The 15,141-nt window shown below is 55.9% G+C and carries 15 protein-coding genes, 1 tRNA gene and 1 riboswitch; of the genes, 11 read left to right on the forward strand and 5 right to left on the reverse strand.

Annotated elements, in window-relative coordinates; translation table 11 throughout:
- The first annotated feature begins 64 nt into the window (after positions 1-64).
- The 5 genes from CVU69_10475 to CVU69_10495 all read left to right on the forward strand — a co-directional run bounded on the left by CVU69_10475 (position 65) and on the right by CVU69_10495 (position 3,162).
- Positions 65-370 (forward strand): hypothetical protein, encoded by a 306-nt coding sequence (locus tag CVU69_10475; GenBank protein ID PKN11763.1) that lies wholly within the window; start codon positions 65-67, stop codon positions 368-370.
- A 522-nt stretch (positions 371-892) separates the two neighbouring features.
- Positions 893-1,246: a hypothetical protein gene (locus CVU69_10480; GenBank protein ID PKN11764.1), complete on the forward strand. Its 354-nt coding sequence runs from the start codon at positions 893-895 to the stop codon at positions 1,244-1,246.
- Positions 1,247-1,348: 102 nt separating this feature from the next.
- Positions 1,349-1,654: a hypothetical protein gene (locus tag CVU69_10485; protein ID PKN11765.1), complete on the forward strand. Its 306-nt coding sequence runs from the start codon at positions 1,349-1,351 to the stop codon at positions 1,652-1,654.
- Between the two features lie 65 nt (positions 1,655-1,719).
- Positions 1,720-2,778: a hypothetical protein gene (locus CVU69_10490; protein ID PKN11766.1), complete on the forward strand. Its 1,059-nt coding sequence runs from the start codon at positions 1,720-1,722 to the stop codon at positions 2,776-2,778.
- A 12-nt stretch (positions 2,779-2,790) separates the two neighbouring features.
- The gene (locus CVU69_10495; protein PKN11767.1) at positions 2,791-3,162 is read left to right on the forward strand and encodes a hypothetical protein; all 372 of its coding nucleotides are present in this window, start codon (positions 2,791-2,793) and stop codon (positions 3,160-3,162) included.
- A 469-nt stretch (positions 3,163-3,631) separates the two neighbouring features.
- Here the strand turns inward: CVU69_10495 and CVU69_10500 are convergent.
- Positions 3,632-3,725: transfer RNA gene (locus CVU69_10500), tRNA-Ser, on the reverse strand.
- Between the two features lie 178 nt (positions 3,726-3,903).
- On the opposite strand from CVU69_10500, the gene CVU69_10505 reads away from it, so the two are divergent.
- The 4 genes from CVU69_10505 (at position 3,904) to CVU69_10520 (ending at position 7,284) form a co-directional block, all read left to right on the forward strand.
- Positions 3,904-4,509, forward strand: a complete 606-nt coding sequence (locus tag CVU69_10505; protein PKN11768.1) for a septum formation inhibitor Maf — start codon at positions 3,904-3,906, stop codon at positions 4,507-4,509.
- 131 nt (positions 4,510-4,640) lie between these two features.
- Entirely contained in the window at positions 4,641-5,336 is a 696-nt protein-coding gene (locus tag CVU69_10510) for a YggS family pyridoxal phosphate-dependent enzyme (protein PKN11769.1), read from the forward strand.
- Positions 5,336-5,962 (forward strand): HAD family hydrolase, encoded by a 627-nt coding sequence (locus CVU69_10515; GenBank protein PKN11770.1) that lies wholly within the window; start codon positions 5,336-5,338, stop codon positions 5,960-5,962. Before CVU69_10510 ends, CVU69_10515 begins: the two co-directional genes overlap by 1 nt.
- A gap of 11 nt (positions 5,963-5,973) precedes the next feature.
- The gene (locus CVU69_10520) at positions 5,974-7,284 is read left to right on the forward strand and encodes a hypothetical protein (GenBank protein PKN11825.1); all 1,311 of its coding nucleotides are present in this window, start codon (positions 5,974-5,976) and stop codon (positions 7,282-7,284) included.
- 192 nt (positions 7,285-7,476) lie between these two features.
- On the opposite strand, the gene CVU69_10525 is transcribed toward CVU69_10520, so the two are convergent.
- On the reverse strand, positions 7,477-8,889 hold the full coding sequence (locus CVU69_10525) for a GntR family transcriptional regulator (GenBank protein PKN11826.1): 1,413 nt from the start codon (positions 8,887-8,889) through the stop codon (positions 7,477-7,479).
- Between the two features lie 249 nt (positions 8,890-9,138).
- Between CVU69_10525 and CVU69_10530 the strand changes: the two genes are divergently transcribed.
- Positions 9,139-9,399: a hypothetical protein gene (locus tag CVU69_10530; protein PKN11771.1), complete on the forward strand. Its 261-nt coding sequence runs from the start codon at positions 9,139-9,141 to the stop codon at positions 9,397-9,399.
- 21 nt (positions 9,400-9,420) lie between these two features.
- On the opposite strand, the gene fumC is transcribed toward CVU69_10530, so the two are convergent.
- A complete protein-coding gene (gene fumC, locus CVU69_10535) occupies positions 9,421-10,806 on the reverse strand; it encodes a class II fumarate hydratase (protein PKN11772.1) in 1,386 nt (461 codons plus the stop codon).
- A gap of 214 nt (positions 10,807-11,020) precedes the next feature.
- Positions 11,021-11,096: riboswitch (cyclic di-GMP riboswitch) on the forward strand.
- Positions 11,097-11,165: 69 nt separating this feature from the next.
- Here fumC and CVU69_10540 point away from each other — a divergent pair.
- Entirely contained in the window at positions 11,166-13,307 is a 2,142-nt protein-coding gene (locus tag CVU69_10540; protein ID PKN11773.1) for an alpha-2-macroglobulin, read from the forward strand.
- Between the two features lie 196 nt (positions 13,308-13,503).
- Here CVU69_10540 and CVU69_10545 read toward each other — a convergent pair whose 3' ends face one another.
- Entirely contained in the window at positions 13,504-13,701 is a 198-nt protein-coding gene (locus CVU69_10545) for a hypothetical protein (GenBank protein ID PKN11774.1), read from the reverse strand.
- The gene (locus CVU69_10550; GenBank protein PKN11775.1) at positions 13,685-15,139 is read right to left on the reverse strand and encodes a glycogen synthase GlgA; all 1,455 of its coding nucleotides are present in this window, start codon (positions 15,137-15,139) and stop codon (positions 13,685-13,687) included. The genes CVU69_10545 and CVU69_10550 overlap by 17 nt, the downstream gene beginning before the upstream one ends.
- Positions 15,140-15,141: the final 2 nt, after the last annotated feature.

Genomic DNA, 15,141 nt, shown 5'->3' on the forward strand with positions numbered 1-15,141 from the left:
GCAGTCGAGCACGTCTTTCGGTATGGCCATCGGTTCCTCCAGTGGTTACGGGTTGTAACCGACGATGACCATTTACACAAAGTTTTTTACACCCTCGCTTGATATTAGTTGTGCAACAAAGCCCGGCGAACCACTCGACTACGATCAGGATCTCTTCGATACACTGTCGGCTCTGTGCAAAAGACTGGGTGATGATGCCTGCGTCCCCTCTTACGTCATTTTCAGCGATATCACCCTGGCGGAGATGGCCACGTATCACCCGACTACACCGGAAGCACTGCTGCGCATCAACGGCGTCGGCCGTCTCAAATTACAACATTACGGCGCTCCTTTTATCGAAGAAATCAAAAGCTACCTGGGACAATCCTGATAAAGTCAAGACATTCAACGGAGGAAACGCATGGAAATCGATCTAAATGTACTCGCTTACCTGATTGGGAGTAGGGAATAGGTGTCGCGTCTACACCTTGACAAAAAAATGTCCCAAACCGCTGGTTGCACGCCGCCACGCCTAGAAAACCGACCGGGCGAAGCGGGTGAACCGGGCTCCCCGTTGAATGAAGGATGGCTCTTGACAGTTTGGCTAATCTGCTGTTGAAGTCTTGGGAGAGAAGCAGGAGCTAAAGGCGAGCAAAAACGGCTAAAATCTTCTCTCTATCCGGTTGCCCTTCTTTGCCCCTTAGCCTGAGCGAAAGGGGCGAAAGATGGGCATTTCCGGTCGATAAGCGGGGGTGCATGGAACCTGAAGGATGGAATTTTCGGGCCGTTTGTTTTTGTAGGAGGAAAAACAGCGCGGGACAGCTCCGAGGAGGCTGCAAAGGGAGGGGGTGAAAAGGGGAAAACGGCAGTCCTACCTGCGAGGTTCCTGTTTAATCTTGGAGATTTAACATACATGGTGAAACCATATTTAGTCATTCATCCGATCGGCGGTCGCCGCATTTCAGAGTTTGTGTTTATGCACCAAGACGGTGGTGCATGTTTCCTGGATCTTGGTTGGGATCAAGCTATGGGGAGACACCCCTTCCACTTGATCGACGGTCCGATTGAACTGGTCGATGGGTCTTACCGATGCGGGGGAGGGGTCGTTGTCCAGGAACTCAAGCCGGAGGATCCGCTGTGGTCAAGTTGGTTGAACTGGCTCGACTACAGGCGATCCCCAGACGGCAAAGATGTCAAGGACGAGGATGCTCTGGAGGGCTGTAAGCGGAATGGTGCGTTAATCAACCAACCTTTAACCTGTATCTGAACGCAATCTCTGATCCCTGAGGTTGCTGTTATTAATGACAAAGGGGGCATATTTGATGCCAACGGTGGCGATTAACTTAACCATTTACAAGGAGGAGGAGATATGAAGAAGTTTTTACTGGTTTTGGTTTTGATGATGTTTTCTGTGAGCGCATGGGCTGAGTGCTTAACCTATGACTACGCAGAGTTAAACGACATGAGTCTAGTAGAAATTCAAAAGGCATATACAGATAATTCGATTGGTCTTGTTAGTGCAATGGAAGGATCAACTATGGCCATTAAAATCAATGATCAAGAATTACGAGATAAATATGAACTGAGGGAAAAAGTCTGCTCTGATCAAGGAGAAAAGATCAAACGAGTATGGGGGAAGAATTTCCCTGATGTTGAAATTAAAAGCCTGGAATAAATTGAACTGTATGGGTAGGGAATTACTCGACATTTTTTGTCTAGGTCCAGAGATAGGAGAATTACGTGGACACCAAAGACATTGCGATACTGGTTTTAGGCTTTACTGTAGTTCTTCTTATCGGCTGGTTGTTGGGTTCTAGAAAGGCGCAGTCTCATCATTCACCATCGAATGAACAGTCAGCGACAAAGGATCGGAAGCCTCAACAGCAGGCTGCACAATCAGAACAACGACCCAAAATAAACCCATATGAGCTAAAAATTTCTGAGTACCGGTCGCAATGTAAGAGGACTTCAAAGCTTTACGCCGAGCACACCGAAGCTGTCATGCTATCTCCCTTCGATGAAGGGTACGGAAAACTCGATCAAGCGTATGAGTTATACAACTCAAGGAAAGACTCAAGTCCAAGAGAGGCATTCCTGGACCTCTGTGCTGTTTCCTATGACGCAGTTAATTTTGGGAATTTTAAAACTGCCTTGGAAAAAGAAATAGAAAACTGCGCTGAGATGATTATTGGCGGGTATGATGAGACAATTGGAGAAGTTTTTTCCGGACAAGCGTTTGAAAAAGAGTCCTCTCAATATGCGCTTACTGCTGATATGAGAGCATCCCAGAAAGCAAAAATCTGCAGTATTTTGCAATCAAACTGCACACAGTACCTTTCCGACTTAAGAGAGATTGAGCAAAGAAGATCGTGGCTACAGTCAAACCTAAATATGTTTACCGAAGATATAAAAGGAGAGTTTGACTGGACTGATGCCGCGAAGCATTTTGGGGCTGGGGCGCTCGCCGCAGCAAATCCGCTAATTGGAATCCCGGCCCTTATCTCTTGCTTTAAGGGTTCCAGCGACAAGGATAAGGCGAGGGAGGCGAGGGCCCAGAAATACGCCCAAGTGTTTGGCGAGTATGAAGATGGCGTAATGGCGGTCAGAGAAAAGATAGTGAAATCGGGAGAGTCAGCAAAATTATATATGGAAACAAAATTCATGGAGGTTCACGATCAAGCCGTGGTTGCAGTGCTTACCGAGTTGTCATGCAAGGGGTATTCTTTAGACCACTTTTTCAAGTTTTGCGAAAAAACAGAGGTTGATTTAAAGGCGGCAGAAAAACGCATATTTGGCTGAGGAGGAAAGATAATGGAAATCATCAAGGGGATTGCAAACATCTTTGGGGGCGTTGACCTTTCGGATTCCGATGGAATGCCAATTGCGCAGACGCATGAAAACATTTTTGGAGGGACCGACCTGATTCAAGATGGCCACCAGGTTTCTCATACCACACCGAACATTTTTGGTGGGGAAGATGTTAGAGATGAAATGGGCAACGTCACCCATGTAACTAGGTCCAATATTTTTGGTGGAGTAGACGTCTCGGATGCAATGGGAAAGCACATATTGTACACCGCGCCAAACATCCAAGGCGGATTCAATGTGTTCGAGAATGGCGGCAAGCTTGAGCAAAGCGTGATTCCAGACGCTACAGGGTTTCACTCAAAATTCTTTAGGTAACTATAACTTTCCAACTGAAGCACTTATGGGCGCAGGTGCTAAAGGCGAGCAGAAACGGTTAAATTCTTCTCTCTGTCCGGGGCCCTTCTTTGCCCCGTAGCCTGAGCGAAAGGGGTAAAAGAAAGGCATATCCGGTCGATAAACGGGGGTCCGTGGAACCTGAGAGATGGAATTTTCGGGCCGTTTGTTTTTGTAGGAGGAAAAACAGCGCGGGACAGCTCCGGGGATGCTGCAAAGGGAAGGGGTAAAAAGGGGAAAACGGTAGTCCTACCTGCGAGGTTCCAGGCCAGGGGCGAAAACGAGAAACTGAGCTTTCACCGGAACCTCTACGGAACCTCCAGGGGGTAAAACGACAAAGGACTTAGCCCAATTAAGAGCTAAGTCCTTGTTTTTATGGTGCGCCTCGAGGAATTCGAATCCCCGGCCTTCTGATCCGTAAAACGAGCGATGGTGTCAACAATTTTCTGTATGGCGGAGAGGGAGGGATTCGAACCCTCGGTACAGGTTTACCCCGTACACTCGCTTAGCAGGCGAGCGCCTTCAGCCGACTCGGCCACCTCTCCATGCATACACTCAATTATTGAGGAGCGGTTTATAACATACTTCCGATTGGCAGACAATACATTTTATTGGGGACAGGCAGCAGCCGCTGCCGCCATTCTTATTGACAGGAAGCGGGCTCGCACCCTATCTTCCCACATCGACAGCATCCGCATCTATCTATTCGAAAGAGTAATTTTCATGACCATTCCCCCGGCTATCGTCCTTGCTTCGGCTTCGCCGCGGCGCAAAGAACTTCTGGAACGCGTCGGCGTTGACTGTGCCGTCATCCCCAGTCATATCAATGAAGATCACCTGCCCGGCGAATCGCCGCGTGAGCATGTCCTGCGTTTGTCCCATGAAAAAGCTCTGGAGATCGCCAATCGCGCGGATATCCCCGGTCGCTGGTTCATCGGCAGTGACACAGTGGTGGTGCGCGACGACTCCATTCTCGGCAAACCGGTGGATGCGGCCGATGCGGCAGCGATGCTCACCTCCCTCTCCGGGCGCAGTCATGAGGTCCTGACCGGCTTTGCCGTGCATGATCGCGAGCAGAGGACGACGATCAGCGAAGTGGTGAGTACCGCGGTCCGCTTCAAGGAGTTGACAGCAGCGGAAATCAGTGGCTACATTGCCAGTGGAGAGCCCTTTGACAAGGCCGGTGCTTACGCAATCCAGGGGATCGGTGCCTTCATGGTGCAGGCGATCAACGGCAGCTATACCAATGTCGTCGGCCTACCGCTTTGTGAAGTGATCGACGCTCTCGAACATATGGGTGCGGTGAAACTTTTTACAACCGACCGTTAATTCGACCACCCCCAACCCTTTAGGCCCCAGAGGGTCCTCCTTAAGTAAGAAGGGGAGCTTAAAGCCTGAGTCCCACCCTTATTCAAGGAGGGGCAAGGGGTGGTAAGGTTTCAGATAGAAAGAAAGATCCCATGACCATAGCCAGCAACATTGCCAATATCCGCGCCCGTATCGACGCCGCCTGCCAACGCTGCCAGCGCGATCCCGGCACTGTGCGCCTGGTGGCGGTCTCCAAGACCCATCCGGCTGTCAGTGTCGACGCGGCTGCCGCGGCCGGACAGGAGATCTTCGGCGAAAATTATGTGCAGGAATTTGTTGCCAAGGCGGAGGAAGTCTCCGCGCCGGTGCAGTGGCACTTTATCGGCTCGCTGCAGAGCAACAAGGTCAAATATCTCGCCGGCAAGGTGGCGATGATCCACTCCGTCGATCGCCTCTCGCTGGCTGAGGAACTTGAGCGGCAATGGGGGAAGCTCGATCGTATTCTGGAGATCCTCATCGAAGTCAACCTCGGCGACGAGGAATCAAAGGGGGGAGCAAGCACGGACGCCGCCATCGCCCTGGTGCGCCGCATCGCCACCCTGCCGCATTTACAGATCTGCGGTCTGATGGCCCTCCCCCCCTACCTGGAAGATGCCGAAGAGGTGCGCCCCTATTTCCGCCGCCTGCGGGAGCTGGCCCTCCAGATAAATGCATGCCAAATTGACGGCGTCGTCATGCGCGAACTCTCCATGGGGATGAGTCATGACTTTGAAATCGCCATCGAAGAAGGAGCGACCCTGGTGCGGGTGGGGACCGCAATCTTCGGCGCGCGGGGGATACAAGCCTGATGTCCTACGCGCCGATCCTCTTTGATCTCGACGGCACCCTGATCGACTCCCTCGCCGATCTCACCACCGCGCTCAACCTGTTGCGAGGGGAACTGAACCTGTCACCCGTGACCATCCCGGCAGTGCGCGCCTGCGTCGGTGACGGGGCAACGCTGCTGGTGCGCCGCGTCCTCGGCGACGACCTCTTCTCTCCTTCCCACCTGCAGCGCTTCCTCACCCTCTACAGCGAACATCTTGCCGAAGAAACGACTCTCTACCCCGGCATCCGGACCTGTCTGGATCGCTTTTCGGATCGCCCTCTGGCAGTGGTGACGAATAAGCCCTACCAGCTGACCATGGACCTTCTTCACGCCCTCGATCTGAACCGCTACTTTGCGGTGGTCATCGGCGGCGACAGCTGTCCGGTAAAGAAGCCGGATCCGACGCCAATCAAAGTCGCCCTGCACCGCCTCGACGCGACGGCAGCAGGGGCGATCATGATCGGCGACCACCACACCGACCTGAAATCGGGGCAGGCCGCCGGGCTCGATGTCTGCTTCTGTACCTGGGGTTTTGGCGACGACGGCGGTTGCAAGCCGAACCACCGCGTCGATAATGCCACGGAACTGTTACAGGTCCTGCTGTGACCCAACCCGGGATCGACGCACCACCCCTTCTCACCCAGCGCGAGATCGCCCTCTTCTTTCTGCCGATGCTCCTCAATGTTCAGCTGATGAGTATCTCCCACTCCATCATCAACGCCTTTCTTGCCCGCTCTGCCGAACAGATCGTCGCTCTCGCTGCCTTCTCGGTGGCGATGGTCATCCACATCTTCCTTGCTTCTCCGTCCTACCAGAACCACTCGGTGACCATCGCCATGGTGCGCGGACGCAAATCGTATCGCGGCACGGTGATCTTCGTCCTGGTGGTGGCGAGCTATGTGTCACTGATGCTGTGCCTGATCGCCTTCACCCCGATCGGCGACTACCTCCTGCAAAGCTTTCTCGGCATCGACGCCATTATCACCCGGGAAGCCAAGCGGGCCCTCGGCATCCTCGCTTTCCTCCCCTTTATCACCGGCTTTCGTGGCTTCTTCCAGGGATTGCTGATGCAGCAGCGCCGCACCGCCCTCCTCTCCAGCGCCACCCTGATTCGGGTTGTCGCCCTCTTTGTCATTCTCGGCCTCGGCAGCCGCTGGCTGAGCGGCATCACCCTCGGCGCCGTCGGGCTCTTCGGCTGCGTCACGATCGAAACGATCATCGTCGGCATCATTGCCCTGCGCATGCCCAAACCGGTGGCGCTCCCTGATCTCGACGAAAAAGGGGCGTGGGAGATCCTCCGCTTCGGCTTTCACCTCGCGTATGCCTCCTGTTTTCAGCAAGCGATTCCCCTGCTGATCAGCGCCCTTCTCGGCCGCCTCCCCGATGCGACCCTCGCCCTCGCTGCTTACGGGGTGCTGCGCGGCTTCCTCTTCCTCCTCGCCGGACCGCTACGCAACCTGCAACAGACCTATCAATCCCTGGTGCGCCGCCCCGAGGACTTTGCGACGATGATCCGCTTTCACCGCTGGGCCGGCGGCCTTCTCGCCCTCGGTCTCCTGCTGATCGCCTTCCCGCTGCGCACTCCGGTCCTCGGCGGTCTGATGGGGCTCGATCTTGAGATGCGCGACTATATCGCCATCCCCCTGGCGTGCAGCGCCCTTTACCCTCTTCTTTACGGCTCGACCAACGTCCTGCGCGGCTACTTCACCACGCAGCACCGCACCTTTGAGCTCGGGCGTTCGACCGCCTACAAGGTTGCCTTCCTCCTCCTGGTCTGGGGGATCATGCTGCTCTTCCCGGTCCCGGTACCGGGGATTGCCATCGCCGTCTTCCTGCTGGTCGCCAGCGAATTCTGTGAAAACTTCTACCTGATCTGGCGGCGCCGCGTCCTCCTCCGCCAGGAACTCCTTGCCCCGGAGCGGTCATGAACGAAAAGAAACACCCCTGCCCGGACTGTCAATGCTGCCAGTGGTGTTCGGACGATCGCTGTCGGCTTTGTCTGAAGACGAAGAAGAGTTGCTGTAAATACGGAAGTATGGCCGAGCAGATTGCCCTCTATGACGAGTTGAACCGGAAAGCTGAGGAAGAAAAATCGTAGTGGCGCACCTGTGTGTGCGCCACTACCAATCACCCCCACCGGCGAGCACTCCTAACCGCGCAATCTTGCCATCCTCCCCCTGGCTCCAGAAAGCAGCATTGAGCCGGATACAGTTGGTAAACTTCCCCGCTGCCGAGAAGAGATTCCCCGGCGCAATCGAGATTCCCGCTGTCAGCGCCTGATGATATAGACGCATGGCGTCGACCCCCTCGGGCATCTCCACCCACAGCGAAAATCCCCCCTTCGGTCGCGAGACCCGCGTCCCCGCCGGAAAATGACAGCCAACCGCTGCCGCCATCTGCGCCACCTTGCTCGCGTAGATCTTGCGGATGGTGCGGAGATGATGATCGTAGCCGCCATTGGCGAGGAACTCCGCCACAGCCATCTGCGTCGGCGACGGCGAAGCGATGGTCGTCAACATCTTCAGCCGCTCAATCTTCTCCTGAAAACGGCCGGCTGCAATCCAGCCGATGCGGTAGCCGGGGGCGATAGTCTTGGAAAAAGAGGAGCAGAGCAGGACGAGGCCTTTTTTGTCCCACTGCTTGGCCACCGTCGGCCGACTGCCGTCAAAGGCGAGATCGCCGTAGATATCGTCTTCGATCAGGGGGATGTCACGGGCAGCGAGGAGTTCGACCAATTCCCGCTTGCGCGCATCGGGCATGACGAAGCCGAGGGGATTGTTGAAGTTACTTACCACCACGCAGGCGCGGACGTCATTGTGCTCCAGGACGTAACGGAGGACCTCCAGTGACATGCCATCCACCGGACTGCTTGGGATCTCCAGGGTCTTGAGACCGAGTTCCTGGATCAGCTGCAAAAAATTGTAGTAAACCGGCGACTCGACGACGATGGTGTCGCCGGGGCGGCAGACCGTGCGCAGCGCCAGAAAGACGGCTTCGCTGCACCCTTCGGTGATAACGATCTCCTCGGGGCGCAGGGCACAGCCGCTCAACACCAGGCGCTGTGCCACCTCCTTGCGCAGGCGCGGGTTTCCCGGCGGCATCGCATAGGAGACGCTCTGGGTGCGGAAACGCCGCGCCTCGCTGGAGAGCATACGGTTGAGCTTGTCGATCGGCAACTGTTCGGGATTAGGCATGGCGCAGCCGAAGTAAGTGAGGTCGGGATTGCTGATGTCACGCATCACCATCGCTGTCACTTCGGAGTTGTCGACCGCCATCGGGCAGATCTCTTTTGCGGCCAGGGTCGGTGGCGGCAGCTCCTCGGGGAGGCGGCCGCAAACATAGTAGCCCGACTGCGGTCGCGCCGCGATCAAACGGCGGTTTTCGAGGAGGACGTAGGATTCCTTGACGGTATTGATGCTCATCTGCATCTGCCGACTCATTGCCCGGATCGACGGCACCCGCTCGCCGGGGCGATAGGTCCCCTCACTGATCAGGTAAGCAATCTTTCCCGCCAACTCTTCGTACAGGGGGATGCGAACCGCTGCCGCCTTGACCACACTCTCACTCACGCTTCTACCTCCTCAAACACGACTGACGAACTTCACTATTCTTATCGATCCTCATCCTTCTGCACAGACACAGTCGCCACAGTAAACGAAGGGTACAGTTTCTGTAAAGGCAATCTGTGTTGGATACAAATATTCATGGCTGTATCTGGCGAGGGAGGTTGCAACGGAATAGGATAACGCTACAGTCGGCATCAAGCTGCAAGGAGAGAAGAGATGGACATTTTACTGCCGGAAAATGAGACGATGAGCATCAACCCGGTGCCGGAGAATTTACGGATTGTCTGCCGCAGCGGCCGCATCTGGCTGACTCAGACTGGCGACAGCCGCGACTTTTTACTGCGTGAAGGAGAAGTGTTCACCGCCACCCGGAGGGGACAGATCGTTCTTTGGGCGTTAGCCGACGCCCGCATCGACATCTCGGCCCGCGCCCAGGAAGCGGCGCTGCACTGGCACCCGGCGCTGAAGCGCGCTTAGTGGGCAATTTGTGAATTGTCTCTACCCCCCAATCATCTTTTCCGGACGGACCAGAGCATCGAAGCTTTCACCGTCAAGATAACCGAGCTGTAAACAGGCCTGGCGCAGAGTGAGGCGGTGATGCAGGGCAAGGTGGGCAATCTCTGCCGCTTTGTCGTAACCGAGACGGGGACTGAGCGCCGTCACCAGCATCAGAGAGTTGGCGAGATGGGCGGCAATCCGTTCCCGGTCGATTTCCAGTCCGGACAGGAGATGGGTCGTGAAGCTGCGGCAACCGTCGCCGAGGAGGCGCAGCGACTCCAGGGCATTACGGATCAGCACCGGCTTGCAGACATTCAGTTGAAAATTCCCGTTACTCCCCGCCAGCGTCATCGCCACCTGATTCCCCTGCACCTGCATACAGATCATCAACAGTGCTTCACATTGACTCGGATTGACCTTGCCCGGCATGATCGACGACCCCGGCTCATTCTCGGGGAGGAGGAGTTCGCCGAGGCCACAGCGGGGTCCGGAAGCGAGCCAGCGAATATCATTGGCAATCTTGGTCAGGGACGCTGCCAGCGTCGCCAGGGCGGCGTGAAAGAAGAGGAGTTCGTCGTGACTGGCAAGGGCGGCAAACTTGTTGGGGTGGGAGCGGAGCGCTAGACCGGTGGCAATCGCGAGTTGCGCTGCCACCGCCGCGCCAAAGCCCTGCGGGGCATTCAGGCCGGTGCCGACGGCGGTGCCGCCGATAGCAAGATCGCAAAGACCGGCGGCGGCAGCATGCAGGCGCGCCACATCCCGTTCCAGCAGACTGATCCAACCGGAGATCTCCTGGCCGACGGTGAGGGGGGTGGCATCCTGGAGATGGGTGCGGCCGATCTTGACGACATCGGCGTAAGCCTGCGCCTTGGATTGAAAAAGCGCGATCATCTCGGTCAGGGCCGGCAAGAGGCGCTGGTGGAGTACAGTCAAGGCGGCGAGATGCATGGCGGTGGGGAAGGCATCGTTGGTCGACTGGGACAGATTGACCTGATCGTTGGGATGGATCGGCGCTTTGTCGCCGCGCTGTCCGCCGGCGAGTTCGTTGGCGCGGTTGGCGATAACCTCGTTGACGTTCATGTTGCTCTGGGTGCCGCTGCCGCTTTGCCAGACCGGCAGGACAAAGTGTTCGTCAAAGGAGCCGCTGAGGATTTCGTCACAAGCGGCCACAATCAAGGCGGCGCGCTCCGCCGCCAGCTGCCCCCCCGCTACGCTCACCTGCGCACAACTCTTCTTGACCAGCACCAGCGCATGGATCACCTCGATCGGCATCCGCTCCGTACCGATGGCAAAGTGCTGCAGAGCCCGCTGCGTCTGGGCGCCCCAGTAGGCGTCCGCCGGAACCTCCACGGTCCCCATGCTGTCACTTTCTTGCCGGGTTGCCATGTTCGCACACATCTCCATTTTGCCTCGCTCTCCGCTTTTGAAGCTTATTGACTCATCTATCCTGCCCAGCTTAGCGCTACCACATTTTTCAGGCTATAGAAAAACAATAAAAAAACCCAATTAAAAGGATGTTTTAATAATATAATTATAAAAATAAATGTCTTGAATTTTCTCCTCAATCCTTGCTATTTCTTTATAAGAAACAAATATTGACACACGACAATACTAAACCATCCGTGAGGATGGGGCGGAAAGCCCAAGGGTCTTACTAAGACAGCCGGGTTGCCGAAATATCATTTTTGATGTTTTGGCAACCCGGCTTTTTTTGTCCCCCACCCCCCGACGAAAAAGGAGAAATTATGACCGGCATTAGACGCACCTTCCAACGATGGACCTGTCGCCCGTTGCTGTTCTTGTTAGCCCTCATCCTGATTCCGGCCTTCGCCTTTGCCGACACCCTGACAGTCTCCACCAACAAGACGAGCTACACAAGAGGCGAACTTATCAAGATCACTGCCGTTTACAAAAAAAATGACGGCAGTCCGATCACCCGCCCCACGACGCGGGAAGTCCGAATCAAAAATCCTTCCGGGACTGAAGTGGTCAAGAAAAGCATGACCAGCGTCGGCAACGGCGTCTATACCTACAATTACACCCTCCCCGCCACAGCCGCTGCCGGCAAATGGGAAGTCCGGGGTAAATTTGTTTACAACTACGTTGAGACCAAGGGATATACCTATCCAACGGTTGCTTCTTCCATGACGGATACCACTGCTCCTGTTACCTCTGTTTCACCGCTGGGGAGCAGCTTCGCTTCATCAATTACAGTCACTCTGACCCGAAACGAGACCGGCACGACTTACTACACCACCAACGGCACCACCCCGACAACCGCTTCCGCCGTCTACGCTACCCCCCTGACCTTCATTGCCACGACAACGTTAAAATATTTCTCCAAGGATAGCACCGGAAATACTGAAACGGTCAAAACCTCGACCTATACCAAAAGCGCACAGGCTGGCAATCCCCACGCCAATCTGACCTGGAGCGGCTACAATATGTGTCGCAGTTGCCATGCTACGCAGGCAAACGACGTCTTTCACTCGGTTCATTATCAATGGCAAGGGGCTTCCGGGATGACCACTGGACCAGCCATTCAGGGGAAGTTTTCCCCCACTCTTGACAACAGCACCGCTATGAACTCTTACTGCATCAATATCCTCGGCAACTGGAACAACTACTCTGGCTGCAGCAACTGCCACGTCGGCTTGGGCATTCCGCCGAGCACCACTGTCGATAACTCCCAGCTCGACAACATCGATTGTCTGATCTGCCATCAAAAAGATTACAAACGGACCCGGTCAATTTATGGCGGCACCTATGCCCCCAATCCCGCGGCCATGACCATCACCATGGATCAGGCGGTCCAGACGGTCACCAAGCCGACCCGCTCCACCTGTCTACAGTGCCACGCCAAAGGCGGCGGCGGAGACAACTTCAAGCGCGGCGATCTGGCGCTGGCACACGGGGCAACGACCGACGCCACTTTTGACGTCCACATGGCTACCGGTCGCGGCAATTTCCCCTGCCAGTCCTGCCACACCACCAGCAGCCACAAGATGGCGGGTCGCGGCAGTGACCTCCGTCCGAAAGAATCGGCGGCGGCCATCAACTGTTCCACCAGCAGCTGCCATCCGGGCAAAGCAAGCCTGATAGAAGGACATTCGACCGCCGCTGTCAGCCGGCATACCGGCCGCGTATCGTGTCAGACCTGTCATATCCGCGCTTACGCCAGGAACGCCACCGACACCGCCGCAACCGAGGCCACGGAAACTTTCCGCACCTGGAAAACCTCTGAGTGGAACGCAAACCTCAACCGCTATGAGCCGACGATCACACTGGCCAACAACCTGAGTCCCCGATATGCCTTCTGGAACGGCAGCAACTGGGGGAGCAACCTTCTTGATACTCCGGTCATCGATCCCGCGACCGGGGCATATAAACTTTCCCGTCCGAACGGCGCTCTCACCGACCCGGCCGGCACCAAACTCTATCCGTTCAAATACAAAACCTCGGAAGCCCCTTTCAATATCGAGCGCAGAAAGCTGATTTCCGTCGATACCAGTATCTACTTCAAGACCGGCAACGTCGCCGATGCCGTGAATCAGGGGATGGTTAACATGGGTTATTCAGCCGGCGAACCCTACTCCTGGGTGGCAACAGACGAATTCCAGCTGATCACCCACGAAGTGCCGACTGCAAGCGGAAACGTGCTGGCGTGCGCAGACTGCCACAAAAATACCGCCCGGATGAACCTCCCGGCCATGGGCTATGCCCTGAAGGCGGCAAAGAGTGCCGTCTGTGCCCAGTGTCATGAAGACGAATCCTACTCCGGCTATACCTGGATCCATGACAAACACGTCACCGACAAAAAGTACGACTGTTCATTCTGCCACAGCTTCTCGCGGGCAAGTGAGAGAGGACTAAAAACCACCAGATAATCGACTTTTTTAATGACAAAAAATGGGCGGCCCTTACCCAAGGGTCGCCCATTTTTTCTAATTCCGGATGCTGTTGACTACTGACTTCCTTCCCTCCTGCCGCAATATACGGCCGCAGCACGCTGTGGGGGGACGCGAGGAGAATTTTGCGGCCTCCAAGGCAGAGCCAGCTTACAATCGATACGATTCCATACTCCTACAACTCTTCAAAATCAGAATTTTCATCCTCACCTTCATCAGCATCGTCGGCATAATCCTCTGCCAGAAAGCCTTCGAGAAAGCGCTGATTATCCTTGATGCGGTGGGCAATTTCCCGCTGCAATTCTTCGAGCTCGCTGAAGCGACTGCTCCCCTCCGGCGGGATGTCTTTGGGCTCTTTATCTTCTGCTGTCACGGCGGACCTCCCGGGCGAGGCGATAAAGTTCGAGATAGCGATGGGCGGCCACTTGCCAGGTAAACTCCTGTTTCATGGCGTAGCGCATCATCCCCTGCCACGACGCTTTTGTGGCGAAAACCTGCAGGGCTCTGGCGAGGCAATCAAGGAGTGCCGGGGCGGTATAAGGGCCGAAACTGAAACCGTTGGCGTGCGCGACATTCTGCTGCGGATCGATGATGGTATCAGCGAGACCGCCGGTACTGCGGACAACCGGCAGGGTGCCGTAGCGCAGGGCGATGAGTTGACTGAGACCGCACGGTTCATAAAGACTCGGCATCAGGAAAAGATCGCCACCGGCGTAAAAACGCCGGGAAAGATCCTCATTAAAACCGGTGGTCAAAGCAAAACGCCCCCGATGTTTGCGGGCGCGGGTCGCAAAACGCTCTTCCAGCTCACGATTACCACTGCCAAGGAGGGCGAACTGAACCGGCAGAGCCATCAACTCATCCCAGGCCTCCTCGATGAGTTCAAAACCCTTTTGACGATCGAGGCGGGAGACCATGACGATCAAGGGGATCTCCGCCTCCGCCTTGAGTCCGAGTTCCTGCTGCAGGGCACGCTTGCAGGCGGCCTTACCGGCAAGATCCTGCACGGAAAAGGGGTGTGCGGGGAGGAGTTGCGGATCCCAATCGTCGGGATCCAGGCCGTTGAGAACCCCGAAGAGGCGATTGTGTCGGGCCCGGAGGATACCATCAAAGCCGTGGCCGTATTCCGGGGTCTGAATCTCGCGACAGTAGCTGTCGGAGACCGTGGTGACGACATCAGAGAAGACCACTCCGCCTTTGAGCAGAGCAATGGCACCGTAAAACTCCAGGGCGTCGATACGGTTGAGCTCCGCAGGGAGGCCGAACAGTTTCAGCAGCGTCGGCGGAAAGTGTCCCTGATAACCGAGATTGTGGATGGTAAAGAGGGTGCCGGTGGCGGCGAAGAAGGGATCGGCACGATAAACGGTGTGCAAAAAGACCGGGAGGAGTCCGCACTGCCAGTCGTTGCCGTGAATGGCGTCAGGCACAAAATCGAGCCACTTGCAGAGTTCCAGTGCCGCATGACAAAAGAAGCCGAAGCGTTCGTCGTTGTCGGGGAAATCACCAGCCGTGGAACCGTAGAGACCTTCACGATTGAAGTAGCCGGGGTGATCGACGAGGTAGACGGGAACCCCGGCGATCTCCCCCTGCCAAACGTCCGCCTGTTCGATAAAGCCGCCGACCGGCACCTGAACGCTGATACCGGTGACAGCAAAGGGAAAGCGCGACAGCACCCCCCGGTAAGCCGGCATGACAATACGCACATCGTGACCGAGCTTGCGCAAAGCTTTGGGGAGGGCGCCAGCGACATCAGCCAGGCCGCCGGTCTTGGCAAAGGGGGCCACTTCGGAAGAAACAAACAGGATTTTCACGG

The organism is Deltaproteobacteria bacterium HGW-Deltaproteobacteria-4 (genome assembly GCA_002841765.1).
Taxonomy (GTDB): domain Bacteria; phylum Desulfobacterota; class Desulfuromonadia; order Desulfuromonadales; family UBA2197; genus UBA2197.